The following is an 18785-nucleotide window of genomic DNA, read 5'->3' on the forward strand; positions in this document are numbered from 1 at the left end:
CCTGCCTCTCCCGACGAGGCGCGTCGGCAGGGAGCCTGAGGGTAACGGGCTTGGCCTCTTCTTTCATGACTTCTGGAGCATCCGTCCGTAGGTTTTGCTCCATAGTCGCAGGAGGTCGTCACAGTTGTGACCGTCGCTGCCCAGGAGGGTCGTGGTACGGGCGAAGGATAGAAGGAACAGTTCGAGTGCAGTGCGTAGGTCTCTCCCCGCCTCGTCGCTCAGTGCCTGCAGGGGCCGGTACAACGCTGCGAAGGCTGGATGATCAACGTTAAGTGTGACATCGAGCGTGCGCCGCTTCAGGTCTGAGGTGAACATCGTCTCAATCGGCAGCTGTTCCGACCCGATTCGGTAACTCAGGGTGCCCGACCCCTTTCTGGTGGACCGGATAACGGGCAGGTCGGCGTCCGCGGCCTGCGCTATACGGCATGACGTCTCCGTTGCCGCTTGGAACTTGACCTCCTCAAAGGCTTGGCGTACGCGCAAGTTCAGCAGCCGAGCGATCGACTCCAGCTCCGGCCCAAGGGCCTCCTGAAGTTCCTGAGACGGCCGGATGCCCTGTTTGTTCATGGTGATCCCGAAGTGCTCATCAAGGATGGGATCGAAGTCGATCTCACATCGCCACCAGTCGTCGTAATTTTCCTTGCGCTTCGCTCCCATGAGATGCCAGCCACTCGCGATCTCACGGCCGGCACGCAGGATGGAGACGCCAGCTCCACCGACGATGCCCATGCGTCGTTTGGTCACATTGTCCAGGTGATGCCAGTGCTGAACCGGCAGCATCGCGAACCTGACCGTGACGAAGGCGGTCTTGCCCAATGAGGTGGCGAGTTCATAGCGGATCGGCTCGAAGGCCAGCCGTGCACTACGGCCCTCGATCCTGGTGGTAAGGAGCATGGGATCGACTGAGTCAACTTGCTTCCCGTTGATGGTCAAGACAAGTTCGCCGCTGCTCAGGAAGCGCCGGTACAGGCGTCCGAGATCACGACGCAGGGCCCGCTCGAGCCAGGCGAGGCGGCGATACTCGATGCGGTCGCAGTTTCGCCAGACCACCCGGCAACCCGAGCCTGCAGTGCTGCCAGGTTGGCGGCGCGCACGAAGGTCAACCGGGGCCCCGGCAGCGACAGCATCAACGTCCAAGGAGACCTGGTGCGCGCTCCGGCCGTTCTGCCAGGACATCACCTCGATCCATCGAGCCTGGCTGAGCGATGCGGCAGGCAGTCCCATGCCGAAGCGACCGAACGATTGCCGCCCGTCGAAGCGTGACGAACCACCGAAGCGGAGGCACGCCTCAATCTCGGAACGCGACATCCCGTGACCGTTGTCCTCGACAGAGATCTCGGGATCATCGTCTGCCTTGGTCCGCACGACCGTGATCGCGACCTCGGTCGCTGCGGCCTGGAGGGAGTTGTCGATGAGTTCTGCGAGAGCGGTCGAGAGGCTGACGTAGCCCGACTCCCGGATCGCCCGAATGAAGTTGGAGGAGACCAGGAGGTCATCCTTCCGGTGCGTCTGCTGACCCATCGCCACTCCCATGACTTGCCCATATCTCTGCGTCGAGAGTAGCTGCATCGAGGCGGCCCTGGGAAGTAGATCATTGCGGTGCGGCTGGGGTCAGGCGGGCTTGGTCGTGATCGTCACCGTGATCCGCTTGGTCTTGGCCGGTTCGGTCAAGTCCAGGCCCGTCCCATCCACCATCAGAAGACGGACGGTAGGGCGATTAGCCCCGGCAACGAACCGATAGGGCTCCGCGGACTCAAGCAGGACCACCCGACCGGTGCGCTGCAGATCGAACGAGATGACATGGCTCGTCGTGTCGACGCGGAGGGTGCGATCGACGACATCCACCGCTGTCACCACCTCTCCCGCTAGCGCCTCTAGAGGTGGCGAAAGCGTCTTCAGCGAGTTGATGCCCAGCACCTGGAGTGCGGCGATCTTCTGCCCCGTAAGGGGTTCCAGCAGAGGCCCGATCTCTGCTGCTGACTGGATGGTACCCATGCGAGCATCATGACTGATGGAAGAGCAAGGCAGGCACCGGTCGACCGGTTGCTTCCTCAGTGAGTATGGTCGGGACGTCATCTGTGAGAGAAATTCGCAGTTTAACGAAGGTTCGCTGGCCTAACGGCTGAGCCGCGCGGTGCTGGACGCCGTCCGTCCGGTCCCGGGCCCTCAGGCCGGCGCCCGGGTGGAGTGAGTCGATCTCATGGCGACGGATCCGATCTGAGCCCTGGAGTCGCTCCCTGTGGAGCAGATGGAGGGAGCCAAGGACGAAAGCGCGGCGGGCGAACCGGCAGCCAGGCTGCCGCCGTCTGGATGCACGGCTCCACGCGAACCGATCCCCGCTGGTGCCCTCTCGATCCCTGGGCCCTGCGCGTCCTGAAGGCCAGATCCGCCTTCGTTACCCGGCAGCAGTTGCGCAGCGAAGGAGCACCGGACGGCCGGCTCGCCGTCTCCTCGGCTCCGGCACCGGACGAACAGTTGCAGGCAAGGGCCTGCGTCGCCCTGGCCGACCTCATCCGCCGAATCGGCCTGAATGCCGACCCGCACGTCAAGCCAGCCTCCCTGCCCGCGTACGCGGCGGTGCGCCTCTACGACGAGACCCGGAACATCGAGGACGTTGCCCGCCGGCTCGGGCTCCGCTCCCTCGACCGCGCCGCCGATCTGATCGGCCTTGACTGGACGACCCCTGCGCCGGAAGCGGGAGCCGAACATGCCTGACGACATCTTCCAGGACGCCCTCCCGCCGGCCCAGCGCACACCACGCAAGCGCACTTTCACCGAACGGGACCGCCGCACCCTCCACGAGCGCCTCACCGACTGCGCCCACAACCCCGACCTCTATGACCTTGCCGAAGCCCTCCCGCCGCCCAACAGGGTCGGCCGGCGCCGCGGCTACCCCGATGTTGCGTTCCTCTTCTTCCTCGCCGCCCGCAGCGTCCTCGCCTCCGCGCGCCGCACCGCCGCACACCTCGAAGACCCCGAGATATGGAAGATCTTCCGATCAGGAGTACGAAGCGAACTCGGTGCCGAAACCGCCCTGCTCCTCCCGGAGACCGGACCAACCCGCTCCCAGTGGCTCCACGCCCAGCGCCGCCTGCGGGACCACGCGGACGACCTGTGGGACCTGTACCGCATGCTCGCACTGGACCAGGCGCTCGAGCAGGGAATCTTCCCAGGAGACGAAACCCGCTCTTGGAGCAGCCCAGGGCGCCACCAGCTCATAGCCGCCGACGGAACCGTCCTCAAATCCCCGACCCTCGCCCGGGCCCACTGCAGCATCGACATGAAAACCGGAGAAATCCGTTACCACCGCATCGACCCCGCATCCGCCCCACAGCGAGAGGGGGGTGGAAACGAAGCATACGGCCCCAAATACGTCTTCTTCTCCGCACGGAAAGACGATAACTATCTCTCCCGGGTCTTCCTTGACTCCCGCTACGTGCCCCATCAGCACCCGGGTGGGGAAGCCGCCATCGCCGTCGACGGCGTCCTCGACATTATGGACAGAGCCCCCGGATGCATGGGCGTCCTCTACGACGGCGCCTTCCGCGGCACCCACCGAGACGCCATCGCCCGGCGCGGCGGCCTCGTAATCAACAAACAGCACAAAGGAAACGAACCGCAATTCTACGAGACGCTCCGGCCAGGACGCTGCATCCATGAATTGTGGGCCGCTAACGGACGCATCGCGGAAAAGGTCCCGTTCGCCGACGGTACGACGGAACTGGTCCCAGTGCCGATCAGAAGACTGGAAAGACGTGGCACTCGCACCTACCGCTGGTACCACGTCCTGGAAATTCCTTGCCGCCACGGGGCCCATATCCACCGCGTCGCCGTCGCCACCACCAGCCGTGCCGGTGAACGCCCGGCCGGCGAAAGCGACGAGGAACGCGGATTCCACCGCGCCGAGCACCTCCAGCAGATCCCCAAGTACACCCGCACCCACCAGCTCGTCTACCCCTACCGCAGCGACGCCGAGTCGGGCCACTCCCAGCTCGACGCGTCACTGTGGAACGGACGCCTGATCTCCTACGGCGTCGAGGCCCAGAAGCTCCTTACCCTCGGTTTCGTCCTCGCCCAGAACTCAACGAGCCGGGCCCTCCACGAAGAGGGGTCACCCTTGCTGAGCCCCACCGCCTGAGCACCCCACCGCCGACCCACTAACACCAGCGCCCGCCCGAGCCCCGATCCGGTACCCTGTGGATCGAGCGCCTCGGCGGGCGCTGCGGCATGTCAACAGGCCCAGCCTGTCCACGCCACAGCGGTCGCCTCCAGGATGCTCAGGGCTTGACAGACAGACCTGGCCACGGACACTTCACCGAGTTCCGTGCAAGGTTTCGATCAAGCCCCGCCTCCGTAGCTCAGGGGATAGAGCACCGCTCTCCTAAAGCGGGTGTCGCAGGTTCGAATCCTGCCGGGGGCACCAGCGCAAAGGCCCCGGACCGATCTTGGTCCGGGGCCTTTGACATCCACTTCTGACATCAACGAGAGCGGCCGCCCTTGATCGGCCGCCTCTTCCTGAGCAGCCGGTCCATGTGGCTCATGGCCTCCCGCTGCGTGTCCTGTACGACGTGCTTGTACACGTCCATGGTGATGCTGATCTGTGAGTGCCCCAGGATCTCCATCACGACGCGGGGTGCGACCCCCGGCCGCTGTCAGGAGCGTCGCCGTGCCGTGCCGGGCGTCGTGCAGCCGGATCACGCGGAGGTCGGCGGACTGGGCGACGCGGGTGCAGGACCGGTATACGTTCCGCACTCGACCGGGCGCCCGGTCCGGGTGGTGAAGACGTAGTCCGACTCCGCCAGTTCTCCCCCGCCTCGGCCATGGTGGCTGAATCGCCCTCTTGTGCTCCCTTTGTGCAGCTGCCACACAGTTGAGATGCGGACGGTCTCCGGAGGCGGAGGGGCGCTTCATGTGGGAGTTGAGTGGTGATCCGGTCGTGCCGTCAAATTGGGCGAGCGAGCGGTTCGGGCGGCATGCCGGCGCGCTCGCCGCTGCGGTCCCGCGGCAGCTGACCAGCGCGCACGCCAAGGCTCACGCGGCGCACATAGCGGCGGGACTGAAGAAGCGGAGTCCCTACGGTGTCGCCCTTGCCGGGGCTGTGCGGGAGGGCCTGGCGGACGCGGCGCGGGAGCTGGGGGAGTCCGTGCGGGACGTCCGTGGATATGAGTACGCCGTGATCAACGAGCACGCACTGTTCCCCTTCCGGTACGCGGACAAGCTGCGGCCCCTGGATCGCGCGCGGTTGCCTGCCAACGCGTCGCCCACCCGTCAGCGACTGTTCCGGGCCCACGGGCCGCAGCCTCCGGACGGGCTGTTCGAGGTGGACGCCGGCCTGGCGACGGAGGAGTACCTGGGACTGCACGAGGCGTTCGAGGAGCTGGGGGCCTCTACGAGGCTCGTCTGCGTGTTCTTCACGGCCGACGCGGAGAACGGCATCCACGTCATTCACTGGGGAGAGGCCCACCTCGAACCGGACCGCACCTTCACGTGGCTCCACAAGGAACAGCTCCCGGTCGCTTCTATGCCGCTTGAGTGACGGATGTCAGCGCGGCGGAGAAGCTCTTGATTTCCGCTCCCGGCTCGGCTCAGTCCTGGGCCGTGTGAGGGTGCCCGAGGCCGACCAACGGCGACCGACAGTGACAGGCGAGCCACTGCCGTACGCGGACCACGTGGCAGCGGCGAAGGAGAAGATCCTCCATCACCAGACGGATCCGTTCGAGGTCGACATGCCGTGGGATCAGCCCATGTTCGGCGCGAACGGCTACGACGGCGGATTGCACGACGCGGTCCTCGCCGACCTGTGGATACGTGATCTGGGCGACGTAGCCCATGCCCTCGATTCTTCAGCCGCTCGAATATCGCTCCCCAGCCCGGAAAACCCATCGGCGCCCGGCACTCCTTGGGCGCCGATCCTGCCTCCTCCGATCCGCGTGCCGATTCCCGTACCTGTCAGGATCGCCTCCCGCACCGGACGAGTGCCGACCCTGTTGCCCACGGTCAATCCCGTGGATCCGGGTATCGCCTTCGGCGACCCCATTCCTCCTGCGCCCGGAACGACCCGGCTGCTCACGGCCGTCGAGCAACAGCAGTTCCGTTCCTGGGCGAACACTCTCCGGCCGGGAGGCCTGGCGCGCGGCGGAGGTCCCAACGATCCGGACAACGCGTATCAGCTACGTATAGCCGGATACCCGGAGCGGGAGGTACCACTGGCCGGAAGCCGGCGTGGCCTCATGGTGGACGGCGTACGACCGGTCGACGGATACCTCATCGAGGCCAAACACGTCAGGGATCCGGATTGCCGGAAGAAGAGTTTCCGGTCCCTCGACCGCGTTGAGGAAACGCTGGCCAAGCCGGTCAAGGTGAATGACAAGGGCAAGATCGCCCGGGACCCGGTGGTCGATTCCATGTACGCGGGCGACGAGAAGGAGCTCATCCGGTACAAGCAGGCCATGGCCAACCCGGCGAACCGCGAGGTCCGAGGCCTGGAGATCGTCACGAACGGCAAGGACAACGCCGCCTACTGGCAGTCCATGATGGCGATGACGGGTACGCAGGGTTCGACGCGATACGTGCCGTGAGAGCGAAGGAAGACTGTGTCAGCTGAACGGAACATCCGGACGAACTTCGGCTTCTACCCGCCCCAGGGGGGCGAGTGCTGGGGAGCGAGCCTCGAAGGCTTGGAGCGTGCCCTGCGGCAGGCTTTCCCCGAGCACACCGTGAACTACCGGAAGTCGGGGATCCACCGTATGACCGTGCTCGACTTCGAAGTGGAGCTGGCGCATGACGTATGGATCGATGGCACGGCAGCGCTGTCGGAAGGCGACTACTCCTACATCACCCTCACCGACGTGACGGCCGGTGAAGCTGCGGTCTTCGCCCAATGGCTGCGTGACTCGTTCGTGCCGTCCCCACACCTGGCCCGGTTCGCGAGCAGTCTTGCCATGGCGAATGGAGAGCAGCTTCCGTGGCCCCTGCCGACCGTTGGAGGCCAAGAGGAGATCGAGGCGGAACTGCGCAGGCATCTGCAGTCCGTCGATGCATCTTGAAAGCGGCTCGAATGCGGGTACAGCGAGGTCTCCGACGAATCGTGCGCGCCCACGCAGGAAGACCTACCGCGGGTATGGCGTCCCATAACAACACCGACACCGTGCCGGAGGGGCTGGATGCAGGAGCGCAGTGAAGTGCATGGGGCGTTTGGCAGCGCCGAGGTCAGTGCCGAACACCGGGAGGCGATAGAGCGGCTGCGTGAGCTGGCCGAGCTTCTTGAAGAGGAGTACGGCAGCGTGACGGACGGCGAGGCGCAAGCAGCGTTGAACCGCATCGCTGCCATCGACAGGTGGCATGACGAGGAGCGGTCGCACGTCGACGGGAGTGAGTGAAGCGACCGGCCGAGCAGACCCACTCCGCAACGCACCAGGGGACTCGGGCCGCGCGTCTCGTGCCGGCGGTTCGCCCGGCCCGTGGTGTGTCCGGAAATCGGACGGGTTTCGGCACAACCCCGGCGGCCCGGCGCTCGTCTTCGTCAGGTGATCTCTGCGCCGCTCCTCGGCGCGGGGTGCCGAAGACCGGGAGTTGCACAGTGAGAGTCGTTGCCGTCCGCCGTACCGTCATGGCCGCCACCGCGGTCTCCTTCGTCCTCTTGGCCACCGCCTGCGGTGGCGGTGACGGCGGGGCGGCGAAGGGTGGCGCCACGTCCGGGCAGCCGGCGGCGAAGGCGTACACCGCCGCCGAGTTGGAGAAGCGCGTGATCGCCCAGGGCGATGTCGACGGGCACACGGTCAAGAAGCCGGGCAAGCAGGATGTCTCCGATCCTGCCGGGCTCTCCGTCGGGAAGGCCGAGTGCGAACCCGTCGCCCAGGCACTGTCGGCCCTGGCCACGGGCAAGCCGGCGGCGAGCGTGCAGCGGCTCGTCGTCCACGAGTCCGCGGCGGCCAAGAAAGGCATGCCCACGGTGGAGGAGCTCGCGGAGATGACGGAGAAGGAGGCCGAGGAGGCGACGATCGACTCGCTCGACATCACCAAGACGCGGACCGCCCTCTGGTCCTACGACTCCGACGGCGCCGCACAGGCCATGGCCGCGCTGCGGGAGGCCGGCAAGAAGTGCGCCGGCGGCTTCACCATGACGGTCGACGGGGAGAAGCAGCAGGTCACCAAGGTCAGCGAGGAGAAGCTTTCCGTCGGTGAGGAGGCCGTCGCCTGGACCGTGGGGACGAAGCAGGGCGACGCGACCGGCGACACCAAGGTCGTCGTCCTCCGGCAGGGCTCCACGCTCGCGGGCTTCTCGTCGTTCAACATCGCGGCGGTCTCCCGGGGCGAGGCGTTCCCGCAGCCGACCGCCGTCATCAAGGCGCAGGCGGCCAAGCTCGGCTGATCCGTACCGCTACGGGCGCCCGGCCGGGCATGCGCGGCGCGGGCGTCACCGCGGCGGTCGGCCGGCCGTGAAGCCCTCGCCGTCCTGGAACTCGATCAGCACGTCGCCGTCCATGAGGTGGATCCAGCACTCGGGACCGCAGTCCAGGATCTCGTCGGCGTACGTCGCCGCCACCCGCGCCTCCAGCGCGATGGACGGCACCGCGAGGTTGCCCCACGACACGACGGCGAGTTCGTCCGGGCCGGCGAAGGCGTGCAGCAGGCTCCGCAGCCCCGCGCCGTCGAAGGCCGGGGAGCGCCGGAGCACTTCGGCGCCGTGCCAGTCCAGGCGGGTCGATCCGATGGCGCCGAAGCGATTGAGGGCGAGGGCGGCGCATGCGCGGTCCTCGGCGTGCGAGAGGACCATCGCGGCGTTGCCGGCGGCCCGCAGAACCGCCGCGATGGTTTCCGGCTGCTTGCCGTAAGCGGCCTCCGCGCTCACCGGAGGCCGATCGTCACGCCGAAGGCGATCGACAGGGAGGCGCTGAGGAGGAACCTGCCCGTCCTGAAGGGGCGGCGGCGGCTTCTGGCGTCCACGTACAGCCCCGCCCACGCGCCGAGCACGGCGCACGCCGCTCCCACGGCCGCCTGGGGGTAGTGCTCGCTCCTCAGCGACAGCGAGAGGTGGATCGTTCCGATCGCTTGCACGGCCAGGGCGGCCAGTGTGAGGAACATGAGCATGCCGGCTCTGCGCTCGGCGGCTTCCCTCTCCGGCGTGACGATCTTTACGCGCAGGTACCGCGGCATGGCTCCCCGTCCGGTGCGCCGACTGTGATGGTGGTGATCACCTCGCAGCCTATGTGTGTCGGACGGCGCCCCGCCGCGCTTGTCGTCGTCGGTCATGCGGTCGTCCATCGGTGCCTCCATGTGTGCCGTGGTGGGCGTTGTTCGCCAGGGAGGTGTGCGGGCCGTCCTCGCCTCGGGCGTCGGGCGGAGTTCAGAGGCGCCGCTCTCGCTTCCAAGGCCTCCGCCATGGGGATCCGGTCGCGCAGTCGGGGTCGCCGTAGGGGTGCGCGTAGTCGTCGGGACCCGCGCCGGACGCCGAGAACGGAGTCTCCAGCTTGACGGCCCTCCCGGCCGCAATCGGTTGGTCGCAGCGCGCGCAGATCCGCGGGCGGGACGTGGAGGTCATCGGCTGCTCCCTCAGGGGTGGTCGCCGCGCAGGACGAGCGCGTGTAGACGTGTGCAAGGAGGCGGGGTCCGTCAGGGAACCGTCGGGGTTGTCCGCCCACTCGGTGAGGACGATGGACGGCGGGCTCATGGCGGGTGCCAGCCAGCGGGCTCCGGGGTGGGTCGGTACCACGTCGTCGTGTCGCAACGCGGGTGTGATGGCGGGCATGCGGTCCGTCCGTTCGGTCATGTCCCGTCCTGTTGCTGGAGTTGCGCCCACAGCCCCCGCTCGTCGGGGGTGACGCCCCGGTGCCGGCAGAGGCCGGCCACGATGGCCAGCCCGGTCCGTGGCTGTGCCGCACGCTCAGCCGTGCCGGCCCGGCGGCGGAGATGCGGACGCGGGTGTCCGCGGTGGAAATGGCCATCTCGATCACGGCGGGTCGGGTGCCGAGGATCGCCACGAAGAGCTCGTGAGCGACGAGCGGGGCGTCCGCGTGGGGAGTACGGAGTGCCGTCCACGAGCGGACGTGAGCTGCCTCCTGGGGCAGCGCCTTGAATGCTCGTCGCCAGGATTGCCCCGCTTCGGACATGCTTGATCCCCGGCTCTCATGGTTATCCGAGTACCAACAGCTACTTCTGTACTCAGATTGACGCGATCTTCCCGAACGGCGGTGTGGCAGTGGCCCAGTCCGAGTACCTCCGGATCGCCGCCGACCTGCGTCGGCGCATCTCCAGCGGCGAGTTCGGGCCCGGTGACCAACTCCCCACCCTCCCGGCACTGTGTGAGCACTACCGGGTGTCCGAGACCACCGTCCGGAACGCGATCGGGTTGCTGAGGAACGAGGGCCTCGTCGAAACGCGCGCCCGCGCGGGCACCCGCGTCCGGCCCCGGCCCCCGATCCACCGCATGGCGGCCGACCGGTACCGCAGCGCTCCGGGCGCCAAGGCCACCCCGTACACCCGGGATCAGGGAATCGGCTGGTCCGAGCACCGGCTGGACAAGCGTTTCGAGAAGGTGCGCGCCGACGCCGAGTTGGCCGCGCTCTTCGCATGCGAGGTGGGCGAGCGCCTGTTGGCCCGGCACTTCGTGTTCTACGACAACGACGCCCCCACCCAGATGAGCACGTCCTGCCTGCGGTGGACGGACGTCGCCGGCACTCCCGTGGCGGACCCGATCAACGAGCCGTGGCCCGGCGGAACGCGGGCGCAGCTCAGCTCGCTCGGCATTCGCGTCACACGCATCACCGAGTCGTTCACGGCAGCCATGCCCACCGATGCGGAAGCGACGGCGCTCCGCGTCGGCCAAGGCGTGCCGGTACTGCGGTACACCCGCAGGCACATCGCGGATACGGGCCGCGTCGTGGAAGTCGCACATCCCATCGTGCGGCGCGGAGACACCACGGTCGTCGACTTCGTGATCGACCTCGACGACTGAGCCGGCGTACAGCAGCATCGGCCTAGGCGCCCAAGGCGCATCGACGAGGTCGCCGCTGCCCACGGCGCCGAGCCCCTCGACCACCGACGCCCACCGGGCGCGGCGCCCCGCCTCCCGAAACGCCGACCGAAGGCCCCGGCCCACCGGCCTACCGGCGGCAGGTGAGTTTCATCTGGGCCGCCCCCAGGTGGGCGCCCACCACCGAGGTGTCGCCCCAGTCGCGGCCGCGGTCCGAGAGCTGCACCGTGAAGGTGGGGGACTTCACCGCGTAGGTGCCGACCTCCACCAGCGTGCCGCGGTGGACCGGCTGGCGGACGCCGAAGACCGCGTACGCGGACGACGGGTCGTCCGGGGCCTCCAGGACGCGGTAGAGCGCGGGATTGCCCGCGACATCGATGTCGCGTGGCCCCTTCGGCACGAACACCGCCAGGGCGCAGCGCGCGAAGGACGTGCCGACCGGCCAGGTCCAGGTGACCGAGCCCGTGCCGTCGCGGGTCGCGCTGCCCGACATGGGCAGGGCCGTGAAGCGGCCGTCGCACGTGTCGTCGCGGTGGCCGCCTGAGGGGACCGTGTACCAGGCCGCGTCGCCGTTCTCGAAGCGGCCCTTCTCCCGGTACGTCGTCTCGCTCGTGCAGCCCGGGCCCGCCCAGGCCGTGTAATCGGGGGCGCCCGTCGGGGCGATGCGGGACGGCAGGCTGCGCTCGGGCGGCGGGAGCAGGTCGTCGCGGTCCTCGGCGGACGGCTCGCACGCCGCGAGGCAGGAGACGGCCATCACGACCGCCGCCAGTGTGGTGCGTTGGCTCGGCATGGGCGATCACTATGCACCGTCACTCGCGGTAACGGGAGGGTCAGCGCAGCTCCTCCGGGCACGGAGTGCCGCGCGGGAACATCTTGTACGGTGCGGCCAGCCGGTACACGCCCGGCTCGGGCGCGAGCAGTTCCGTCCACTCGTCGCCCTCCGCGTCCTCCTCCGCCTTCAGCAGGCAGCCGTACACGTTGACGTAGCTCTTCGGGCCGTCCTCCCGCCGCTTCGACTCCTCCGTCTCCTGCGGCGGTTCGACCTTCTTGCCCTCCGCGTCGAGCAGCGCGAGCCAGGGCGAGTACGGCACGCGGATCAGCACCCGGCCCGCCGACTTCAGCCGGATCGTCACCTCGCCCGCACCCGCCCGCTCCACCGTCGCCGGCGGAGCGGCCAGCGGCGTCGGGTCCTCGACCGCGAAGAGCTGCCAGTTCTCGTCGGTCCACACCGGCTTCAGGTACGGCAGCCCGTCCCGCACCAGCTCCGCCTCCTGCTCGGCCCCGACGTCCGGCTCGCCCGTGGGCAGTACCACGTAGTGCACGGCCCAGCGGTGCAGCCAGTCCCGGTACGTCGCCGAGTTGAGCGTGTCGTCGTAGAAGACCGGGTTGCGCTCCATGTCCGCCTGCCGGTTCCAGCCCCGCGCGAGGTTGATGTACGGGGTGAGCGCGGACGCCTCCCGGTGGCTGCGGGCCGGCACGACCTCGACGCGCGCCTTCTCCGCGCCGCGCCGCTGCAACTGGTTGATCAGCGGTGCCGCCTCGCGCGCCCACGACGCGTCCGGAGCCGTACGGATCACGTCGTCGGCGCTCTTGTAGCCGATCCAGCAGTTGAGGCCCACGAACGCCACGACGATCGCGTACCAGGGCCGCGTGCGCGGAGCCGCGTACGGCAGGGCGGCGAGGAGGACCACGCCCGCGAACAGCATCGGCAGGCGTGCCACGTTCGACCCGATCTGCGAGTCGATGATCCACGTCAGCAGGGTGCCGAGCGCGTACACCGCCGCGCCCGTCCGGACGGTGCGCCAGTCGGCCGGTACGAAGACGAAGACGAGCACCCCGAACGAGAACGGCAGCAGCGTCGAGGCGAACGACATCGGCTGCGTCCCCGAGAAGGGGAACAGCCACGACGACAGCGCCACGACGGCGACCGGCGCGAGACCCAGCGCGTACGCCCCGGGGCGCCGCTTGTTGAGGAACAGCGCCGCCGCCGCGACGCCCAGGAAGAGTCCCGCCACCGGGCTCGCCGCCGTCGCCAGCCCCGCGAGGGGCGCGGCGACCGCCGCCTTCGCCCAGCGCCTGCGGCGCCAGCGGTGCGGCCAGCAGAAGACGGCCGCCACCGCGCCGAGCGCGAACATCATGCCCAGGCCGAAGGTGACCCGGCCGGACAGCGCGTTGCACAGCAGCGCGAACACCGCGGCGAGCGCACACGCCATCGGATTGCGCACGGCCCGGACCCGGACCAGGATCAGCGCGGTCAGCGCCGCGGACGCGGTCCCGGCGATCATCATCGTCGTCCGCACGCCGAGCAGCGACATCAGGTACGGCGAGACGACGCTGTAGGACACCGGGTGCATCCCGCCGTACCAGGCCAGGTTGTACGCGGAGTCGGGGTGCCGTCCGACGAACTCCGCCCACGCGTCCTGCGCGGCGAGGTCTCCGCCGCTGTTGGCGAAGGCCAGGAACCAGACGACGTGGGTGAGGGCGGCGAGCGCGGTCGCGACGCTGACGGGGTGACGGAGCAGCCTCCGGCGACGGGCGGCGCGCGCCGCGGCGGCTGCGGCTGGGGTGGGGGTGGTGGGCGTGGCTGGGGTGGGCGTGGCTGGGGTGGCGGCCATGGGCTGCTGTGGCGGCCGTGCGGCGGAGCCGGCGCGAGCGGTCCCCGCACCGGCTGCGCCTCCGGCGCCGTCCACCAGGTGCCCGCGGGCTGGCGCAGGCACGGATACGGGCACGGGCACGGGTTCGGTGCCGGGCATGGGAACGGGCACGGGTTCGGTGCCGGGCATGGGCACAGGTACGGTTCCGGCTTCCGGCCCGAGCACCGCACCGGGTACGGGCACGGCTCCGGGTACGGGCACGGCTCCGGGCACAGGCACGGTTCCGGGTTCCGGCCCGAGCACGGGACCGGGTACGACTCCCGGCTCCGCGCCGGAAGGCGGGTCGCTGTCCGCGCGTGTCGGCTCGGTCGTGGTCACTGCGGCTCTCAGTCCTCTGCGTCGTCCCCTCTGCGAAGACGCCGCCCCGACGCCCGGCAGTTGACCGGACGCTAACACGCGGGGCGCCCCGGCGGCCCGGGACGCCCCCCGGCGTGCGTCAGCTCAGGCGGGTCAGCTTGTCTCCGATGCCCGGCTCGTCCACGGCGCTCTCCAGCGCCACCGGCACCCGTACCTGGCTGGCCCCCTCGCCCACCGTGAGGGTGCCGACCTTGGTGCCGGCCGGGGCCGTGTGCGGCGGGGCCGCGCCGTCGTCGCTCAGCTCCAGCTCGACCTTCAGGCTCGGCCAGCCGACGACCTTGACGTCCTTGGTCGCGATGACCGGCGTCCTGCCGCCCATCCCGTTGTCGACATGGCCGACGACCTCGCCCTTCTTCACGACCGTGCGGCTCTCCAGCAGCTCCTGCGTCGCGAGCATCGCCTGCTTGCTGGCGGCGATCGCCGTGCCGAGGATCGGCGTCCGGTGCTGGCCGAAGACCGCGCCGACGATCAGCTGGTCCGTGTCGCCGACCTTCTTGTGCGCGGCGAACAGCAGGTTGCCGCCGGCCTTGGTGGTGCTGCCGGTCTTGATGCCGATCGCGCCGTCGAAGGGCACGAGCTCGTTCCAGTTGCGCCACTTCTTGCCCGAGGGGTCCTCCCACTGGGGGAGCTTGGTGATGTCCACCAGTGCCGGGATCTCCACCAGCTTCTCGCCCAGCTTCACCTGGTCCTCGGCGGTGCTCACGGTCGTCGCGTCGAGACCGGAGGGGTCGGTGTAGGTGGTGTTGGTCATCCCGAGCTCCTTGGCGGTGGCGTTCATCTTCTTGACGAACGCCGCCTCGGAGCCCGCGTCCCAGCGGGCGAGCAGCCGTGCGATGTTGTTCGCGGACGGGATCATGATGGCCGCGATCGCGTCGCGCTCCGAGATCTTGTCGCCGGCCTTGACGGTGTCCAGCGTGGACTCGCCCTGGGCGTCGAAGCCGCCCTCCTTCTCGGCCTTGGCGTCGATCTCGATCATCGGGCCGTTCTCCCCCTTCTTCAGGGGGTGGTCCCGCAGGATGATGTACGCCGTCATCGACTTGGTGACGGACGCGATCGGCACCGGCTTCTGCTCGCCGAAGGAGTCGACCGTGCCGAGGCCCGTGGCCGTCATCCAGCCCTGGCCCTGGTCGGGCCACGGGAGGGACGGCTTGCCGCCCTCGAAGGTGTACGAGGACTCGGCCGTCAGCGTCAGGGTGGGCGCCGGCAGCGGGCGGACAGCCTGTACGACCGCAAAGACGATCAGCAGGAGGACGACGAGCGGCGTCCAGATCTTCACGCGCCGGACCAGCGTGCGGACCGGGGTCTCCGGGGGCGGCGGCGTGTTCGTCAGCTCGGCGAGCAGGTCGAGCGGCGGCAGCGGCGGCATGGGCTGCTGCTTGGTCCGCTCGGCCTCGGTGAGGGACGCGGGCGCGGCGCTCCCCGCGGGTGCGGCACCCTCCGCGGGTGCGGCCGCCGCCGGTGCGGGCGCGGGCTTGGGCGCGGAATCCGATGCGGGCTTCGGCGCCGGCTTCGGCTGCCCGGCAGGGCGTACGTCGTCGTGCCGCAGCGGTACGAACCTGCTGGTCCGCTCCGCGGGAGCCTCAGGGGCGGACTTGGCCTCCGCCTCGGTGGCGGACCTCGGCTCCGCCTCGGGCGCCGTCCTGGATGTCGTCTCGGGTGCTGCCTCGGGCTTCGCCTTCGGCGGCGTGACGGCCTTCAGCATGGTCGTCGGCTGGTCCACGGCCTTCTTGCGCGGGACCGCCGTGAAGACGGCGGTGGGCTGGTCGACGGGCGCGCCGGCCTTCGGGGCCTGCGCGTCCTCGGAGTCCTTCGGAGTCTGTGCGCCCCTCGACGCCTGCGCGTCCTGCGCCCCCTTGGGGGCCGGTTCGCTCCTGGAACCCTGCGCCTCCTTGGGAGCCCGCGGGTCCCCCGAGTCCTTCGACGCCTGCGCGTCCTTCGCAGCCTGTGCGTCCTCCGCGCCCCCCGCAGCCGGCTCGGCCGCGGAAGGCGGCGTGCCGCCGCGGCCCGAGCGCGGCGCCCGGGGCGTACGCGCCGGCGCGGGCGTGTCCGCCTGCGCGCGCGGGTCCGCCGTGGCGGAACCTTCCGCCCCCGCGTCCCCGTTGCCCTCGGAGGCGGCGGCGTCGGGCGCGTCGTCCGCGACCCAGGCCGCCACGGCGGCGCGCAGCCGCTCGTCACCGTCCTCGGAGCCGTCGTCCGCGGCGTCCTTGCCCGAAGCGGCCGCCTTCGCCGGCTCCTCGCCGGACGCGGCGGCCTTGTCGTCCCTGTCGTCCGCGTTGTCTCCGCCGTCCCCGTCGTCCAGGCCGTCCCGCGGTGCGGCACCCCCCGCGCGGGCCTCCGCGGCAACGGGCTCGTCGCGGGTCAGGGACTCGTCGCCGGAGGTCGGCGCGCCGGCCCGGGGAGCGGTCTTCCCCGCCTTCGCGGGTGCGTCGGGTCCCGGTGCCGCGGCGGCCTCAGGGGGCCGCGGAGTCTCAGGAGCCTCAGCAGCCCCGGAAGCGTCAGGAGCGGCGTCAGCGGCTTCCGCCGCCTCCTCGGCGTCCGGGGCGTCGGACGGCTGGGGAACCGCGGTGGTCCGGGGAAGCGTCCTGAAGACCGCGGTCGGCTGGTCGACGGCCGCTCCGTCGCCGCGCACGCGCACCCGCGGGTCGCGTTCGCTCGAAGACGTCCTCCCCGACGACTTCTGCTGCTCCGACTTGTCGGGGGACTCGCCCGCCACCGTGCCTCCTTCAAAAACGCCGTGTCCGAACCATGTACCAGTGTCCTGTGTGAGCGCTTGGCCCCCGTGCTAGACGAGAACGACATACCTACCGGTTCCCGTACGAAGCACCCAGGCACTCTCGACAGACCAATGTGAGAGGGGTCACCCTGTCATTCATCCACGCGGGGAGGCATGGATGGGCAGGAGCCGCAGAACACTTCCGGAGGAGCTTCTGCTGCTCGCTCTGGACCCGGCCACGGGTACCACAGCGCAGCCGCAGTCGCTCGACCTCGGTCTCGCCGGAGCTCAGCTAGTGGAGCTGGCACTGGCGGGACGGATAGCCCCAGACGGGGATCGTATCGCCGTGGTGATGCCACGGCCGACCGGAGATCCGACACTGGACTCCGCGCTGGAACTGCTGCGCAGGCGTGGCAGCCCGGTGCGGGCCGTCCACTGGATCGGCGGGCCCCGGCTGGGGCTGCGCCAGACGTATCTCTCGCATCTGGAACGGTGCGGCATGGTGCATGCCGTCGAGGGCCAGATGTGCGGGGTGCTGCCGACGACTCGCTACCAGGCGACGGACACGGCCATCAGCCGGGAGATCAGGGCCCGGCTGGACAGCGCGATCCGCACCGGTGTGCCGCCGGACCCGCGGACCGCGGCGCTCGCCGCGCTGGCCCACGCGGTCGGACTCGGCAAGCACCTGTACCCGGGGAACGAGGGACGTTCGTCCCGCTCCCGGCTGCGGGACCTGATCAGGCACGACCCCATGGGCGGACTCGTGGCGCACGCCGTGATGGACGTCCAGAACGGCGCGGCCGCACAGCCCCGCCGCAGTCCCACCGCACCGGGCGGCGGCGGCCGGCAGGCCGCGGGCGTACCGATGCAGCAGCGGTCGCGCGCCGCCGGGCCGATGGCCCGCGTCGTCAGCGCGTAACGCACCACGCACCACCTGTACGGAGCCGCACGGGAGCGCGCGGGGCAGCCTTCAGGGGGCCGTCCCGCGCGCTCGCGTCAGCCCCGCGCGCACGCCGCGTGTGTGGCCATTTCCCAGCGCGCCCGGCGCATTGGTGGCAGTCTGCTGAGACGTAGATACGCAGAGCTACGCCAGTTTCAGCTAGGCAGCCGGAGGTGCAGTTTCCGTGGCGTCCAACGTCAACCCCACCGTCAGGCGACGCAGATTGGGCCAGGAGCTGCGGCGACTGCGTGAGCTCAAGGGCATGACGGCGGAGGAGGTGGCGGAGCGGCTGCTGGTGTCACAGTCGAAGATCAGCCGCCTGGAGAACGGCCGCCGCTCCATCAGTCAGCGCGACGTCCGCGACCTGTGCGGGGTCTACGAGGTCGAGGACCACCGGATCGTCGATTCGCTGATGCAGATGGCGAAGGACTCGCGCCAGCAGGGCTGGTGGCACGCGTTCGGCGACATCCCGTACAGCGTGTACATCGGTCTGGAGACGGACGCCGCGTCGCTGCGGGTGTACGAGCCGCAGGTGGTGCCCGGGCTGCTGCAGACCCGGCGGTACGCGGAGGCGCTGATCAGCGGCGCGCTGCCGGAGAGTTCGGCGGCGGACATCGAGAAACGGGTCAACGTGCGCGCCCGGCGCCAGGAGCGCATCAAGGACGCCGAGCAGCCGCTGCGCCTGTGGGCGGTGATCGACGAGTCGGCGCTGCGCCGCGTGGTCGGTGACAAGCAGCTGATGATCGAGCAGCTGGAGCACCTCGTCGAGCAGTCGCAGCAGCCCCACGTCACGGTCCAGGTGCTGCCGTTCGAGATGGGTGCGCATCCGGGCATCAGCGGGCACTACGCGATCCTGGAGTTCCCGGACGCCGCCGACTCCTCCGTCGTCTACATCGAGGGGGTCACCAGCGACCTCTACCTGGAGAAGGCGAACGACGTCCAGAAGTACAGCGTCATGTACGAGCACCTGCGCGCGCAGGCGCTCAACGCCGACCAGACACGGCAGTTCATCACGGGTGTGATGAAGGACTACGCACGCTGACGTACACCGGTCCGGACGAGAAGGCCGGTACGGTACACCCCCACCGGCCTTCCACGTAAGGCCCCTTGGAATATGCCATCCGGTCGAGTGAACGACCGGCCCGCGCT

At 69.6% G+C, this 18785-nt stretch carries 17 protein-coding genes, 1 tRNA gene and 1 pseudogene; 11 read left to right on the plus strand and 8 right to left on the minus strand.

All coding sequences use genetic code 11. From position 1 onward, the window contains the following. Nucleotides 1-63 precede the first annotated feature (63 nt). The gene (locus tag ACIA79_RS05610; RefSeq protein WP_399426860.1) at nt 64-1521 is read right to left on the minus strand and encodes an ATP-binding protein; all 1458 of its coding nucleotides are present in this window, start codon (nt 1519-1521) and stop codon (nt 64-66) included. A 90-nt stretch (nt 1522-1611) separates the two neighbouring features. Beyond that, a complete protein-coding gene (locus ACIA79_RS05615) occupies nt 1612-1995 on the minus strand; it encodes a hypothetical protein (protein WP_399099107.1) in 384 nt (127 codons plus the stop codon). Between the two features lie 315 nt (nt 1996-2310). Here ACIA79_RS05615 and ACIA79_RS05620 point away from each other — a divergent pair, with 315 nt between their 5' ends. The 3 genes from ACIA79_RS05620 (at nt 2311) to ACIA79_RS05630 (ending at nt 4423) form a co-directional block, all read left to right on the plus strand. Next, a complete protein-coding gene (locus ACIA79_RS05620) occupies nt 2311-2715 on the plus strand; it encodes a hypothetical protein (protein WP_399426861.1) in 405 nt (134 codons plus the stop codon). Further along, nucleotides 2708-4138 (plus strand): hypothetical protein, encoded by a 1431-nt coding sequence (locus tag ACIA79_RS05625; RefSeq protein ID WP_399426862.1) that lies wholly within the window; start codon nt 2708-2710, stop codon nt 4136-4138. The genes ACIA79_RS05620 and ACIA79_RS05625 overlap by 8 nt, the downstream gene beginning before the upstream one ends. A gap of 209 nt (nt 4139-4347) precedes the next feature. After that, nucleotides 4348-4423 (plus strand) — tRNA-Arg (locus ACIA79_RS05630). 55 nt (nt 4424-4478) lie between these two features. Here the strand turns inward: ACIA79_RS05630 and ACIA79_RS05635 are convergent. After that, a pseudogene (locus ACIA79_RS05635) lies at nt 4479-4819 on the minus strand (tyrosine-type recombinase/integrase); the annotation flags it as partial. A gap of 90 nt (nt 4820-4909) precedes the next feature. Between ACIA79_RS05635 and ACIA79_RS05640 the strand changes: the two are divergent. From ACIA79_RS05640 to ACIA79_RS05660, 5 genes are all read left to right on the plus strand, one after another. Further along, on the plus strand, nt 4910-5536 hold the full coding sequence (locus ACIA79_RS05640; protein WP_399426863.1) for a hypothetical protein: 627 nt from the start codon (nt 4910-4912) through the stop codon (nt 5534-5536). Nucleotides 5537-5669: 133 nt separating this feature from the next. Then, nucleotides 5670-6578, plus strand: coding sequence for a restriction endonuclease fold toxin-2 domain-containing protein (locus ACIA79_RS05645; protein ID WP_399426864.1), 909 nt, complete (start codon nt 5670-5672; stop codon nt 6576-6578). 168 nt (nt 6579-6746) lie between these two features. Continuing rightward, nucleotides 6747-7046 (plus strand): hypothetical protein, encoded by a 300-nt coding sequence (locus ACIA79_RS05650; protein WP_399426865.1) that lies wholly within the window; start codon nt 6747-6749, stop codon nt 7044-7046. 117 nt (nt 7047-7163) lie between these two features. After that, on the plus strand, nt 7164-7379 hold the full coding sequence (locus ACIA79_RS05655; RefSeq protein WP_399426866.1) for a hypothetical protein: 216 nt from the start codon (nt 7164-7166) through the stop codon (nt 7377-7379). Nucleotides 7380-7579: 200 nt separating this feature from the next. Then, the gene (locus ACIA79_RS05660) at nt 7580-8371 is read left to right on the plus strand and encodes a hypothetical protein (RefSeq protein WP_399426867.1); all 792 of its coding nucleotides are present in this window, start codon (nt 7580-7582) and stop codon (nt 8369-8371) included. A gap of 45 nt (nt 8372-8416) precedes the next feature. On the opposite strand, the gene ACIA79_RS05665 is transcribed toward ACIA79_RS05660, so the two are convergent. After that, complete coding sequence (locus ACIA79_RS05665) at nt 8417-8851, minus strand: hypothetical protein (protein ID WP_399426868.1); 435 nt, start codon at nt 8849-8851, stop codon at nt 8417-8419. After that, nucleotides 8848-9264 carry a hypothetical protein gene (locus ACIA79_RS05670; RefSeq protein WP_399426869.1) on the minus strand — a complete coding sequence of 139 codons (417 nt, stop codon included), beginning with the start codon at nt 9262-9264 and terminating at the stop codon, nt 8848-8850. The genes ACIA79_RS05665 and ACIA79_RS05670 overlap by 4 nt, the downstream gene beginning before the upstream one ends. Nucleotides 9265-10075: 811 nt before the next feature. On the opposite strand from ACIA79_RS05670, the gene ACIA79_RS05675 reads away from it, so the two are divergent. Then, on the plus strand, nt 10076-10954 hold the full coding sequence (locus ACIA79_RS05675) for a GntR family transcriptional regulator (protein WP_399426870.1): 879 nt from the start codon (nt 10076-10078) through the stop codon (nt 10952-10954). A 148-nt stretch (nt 10955-11102) separates the two neighbouring features. Here ACIA79_RS05675 and ACIA79_RS05680 read toward each other — a convergent pair whose 3' ends face one another. From ACIA79_RS05680 to ACIA79_RS05690, 3 genes are all read right to left on the minus strand, one after another. Beyond that, nucleotides 11103-11762 (minus strand): adhesin, encoded by a 660-nt coding sequence (locus ACIA79_RS05680; RefSeq protein ID WP_399426871.1) that lies wholly within the window; start codon nt 11760-11762, stop codon nt 11103-11105. Nucleotides 11763-11802: 40 nt separating this feature from the next. After that, on the minus strand, nt 11803-13587 hold the full coding sequence (locus ACIA79_RS05685; protein ID WP_399426872.1) for an MFS transporter: 1785 nt from the start codon (nt 13585-13587) through the stop codon (nt 11803-11805). Nucleotides 13588-14062: 475 nt separating this feature from the next. Beyond that, a complete protein-coding gene (locus tag ACIA79_RS05690) occupies nt 14063-16696 on the minus strand; it encodes a hypothetical protein (protein ID WP_399426873.1) in 2634 nt (877 codons plus the stop codon). A 178-nt stretch (nt 16697-16874) separates the two neighbouring features. Here ACIA79_RS05690 and ACIA79_RS05695 point away from each other — a divergent pair, with 178 nt between their 5' ends. Both ACIA79_RS05695 and ACIA79_RS05700 read left to right on the plus strand, forming a co-directional pair. After that, entirely contained in the window at nt 16875-17615 is a 741-nt protein-coding gene (locus ACIA79_RS05695) for a GPP34 family phosphoprotein (RefSeq protein ID WP_399426874.1), read from the plus strand. A gap of 205 nt (nt 17616-17820) precedes the next feature. Beyond that, complete coding sequence (locus tag ACIA79_RS05700; RefSeq protein ID WP_399426875.1) at nt 17821-18678, plus strand: helix-turn-helix domain-containing protein; 858 nt, start codon at nt 17821-17823, stop codon at nt 18676-18678. Nucleotides 18679-18785: the final 107 nt, after the last annotated feature.

Source organism: Streptomyces sp. NPDC051310, assembly GCF_044455245.1.
Classification (GTDB): Bacteria; Actinomycetota; Actinomycetes; order Streptomycetales; family Streptomycetaceae; genus Streptomyces.

Excerpts from the sequence above, each read along its gene's own strand:
- ACIA79_RS05675 (WP_399426870.1), top strand. The coding sequence starts at position 10,076 with ATGCTCGTCGCCAGGATTGCCCCGCTTCGGACATGCTTGATCCCCGGC.
- ACIA79_RS05625 (WP_399426862.1), top strand. The coding sequence starts at position 2,708 with ATGCCTGACGACATCTTCCAGGACGCCCTCCCGCCGGCCCAGCGCACA.
- ACIA79_RS05620 (WP_399426861.1), top strand. The coding sequence starts at position 2,311 with ATGCACGGCTCCACGCGAACCGATCCCCGCTGGTGCCCTCTCGATCCC.
- ACIA79_RS05685 (WP_399426872.1), bottom strand. The coding sequence starts at position 13,587 with ATGGCCGCCACCCCAGCCACGCCCACCCCAGCCACGCCCACCACCCCC.
- ACIA79_RS05695 (WP_399426874.1), top strand. The coding sequence starts at position 16,875 with ATGGGCAGGAGCCGCAGAACACTTCCGGAGGAGCTTCTGCTGCTCGCT.
- ACIA79_RS05615 (WP_399099107.1), bottom strand. The coding sequence starts at position 1,995 with ATGGGTACCATCCAGTCAGCAGCAGAGATCGGGCCTCTGCTGGAACCC.
- ACIA79_RS05650 (WP_399426865.1), top strand. The coding sequence starts at position 6,747 with ATGACCGTGCTCGACTTCGAAGTGGAGCTGGCGCATGACGTATGGATC.
- ACIA79_RS05640 (WP_399426863.1), top strand. The coding sequence starts at position 4,910 with ATGTGGGAGTTGAGTGGTGATCCGGTCGTGCCGTCAAATTGGGCGAGC.
- ACIA79_RS05680 (WP_399426871.1), bottom strand. The coding sequence starts at position 11,762 with ATGCCGAGCCAACGCACCACACTGGCGGCGGTCGTGATGGCCGTCTCC.
- ACIA79_RS05610 (WP_399426860.1), bottom strand. The coding sequence starts at position 1,521 with ATGGGTCAGCAGACGCACCGGAAGGATGACCTCCTGGTCTCCTCCAAC.
- ACIA79_RS05655 (WP_399426866.1), top strand. The coding sequence starts at position 7,164 with ATGCAGGAGCGCAGTGAAGTGCATGGGGCGTTTGGCAGCGCCGAGGTC.
- ACIA79_RS05670 (WP_399426869.1), bottom strand. The coding sequence starts at position 9,264 with ATGGACGACCGCATGACCGACGACGACAAGCGCGGCGGGGCGCCGTCC.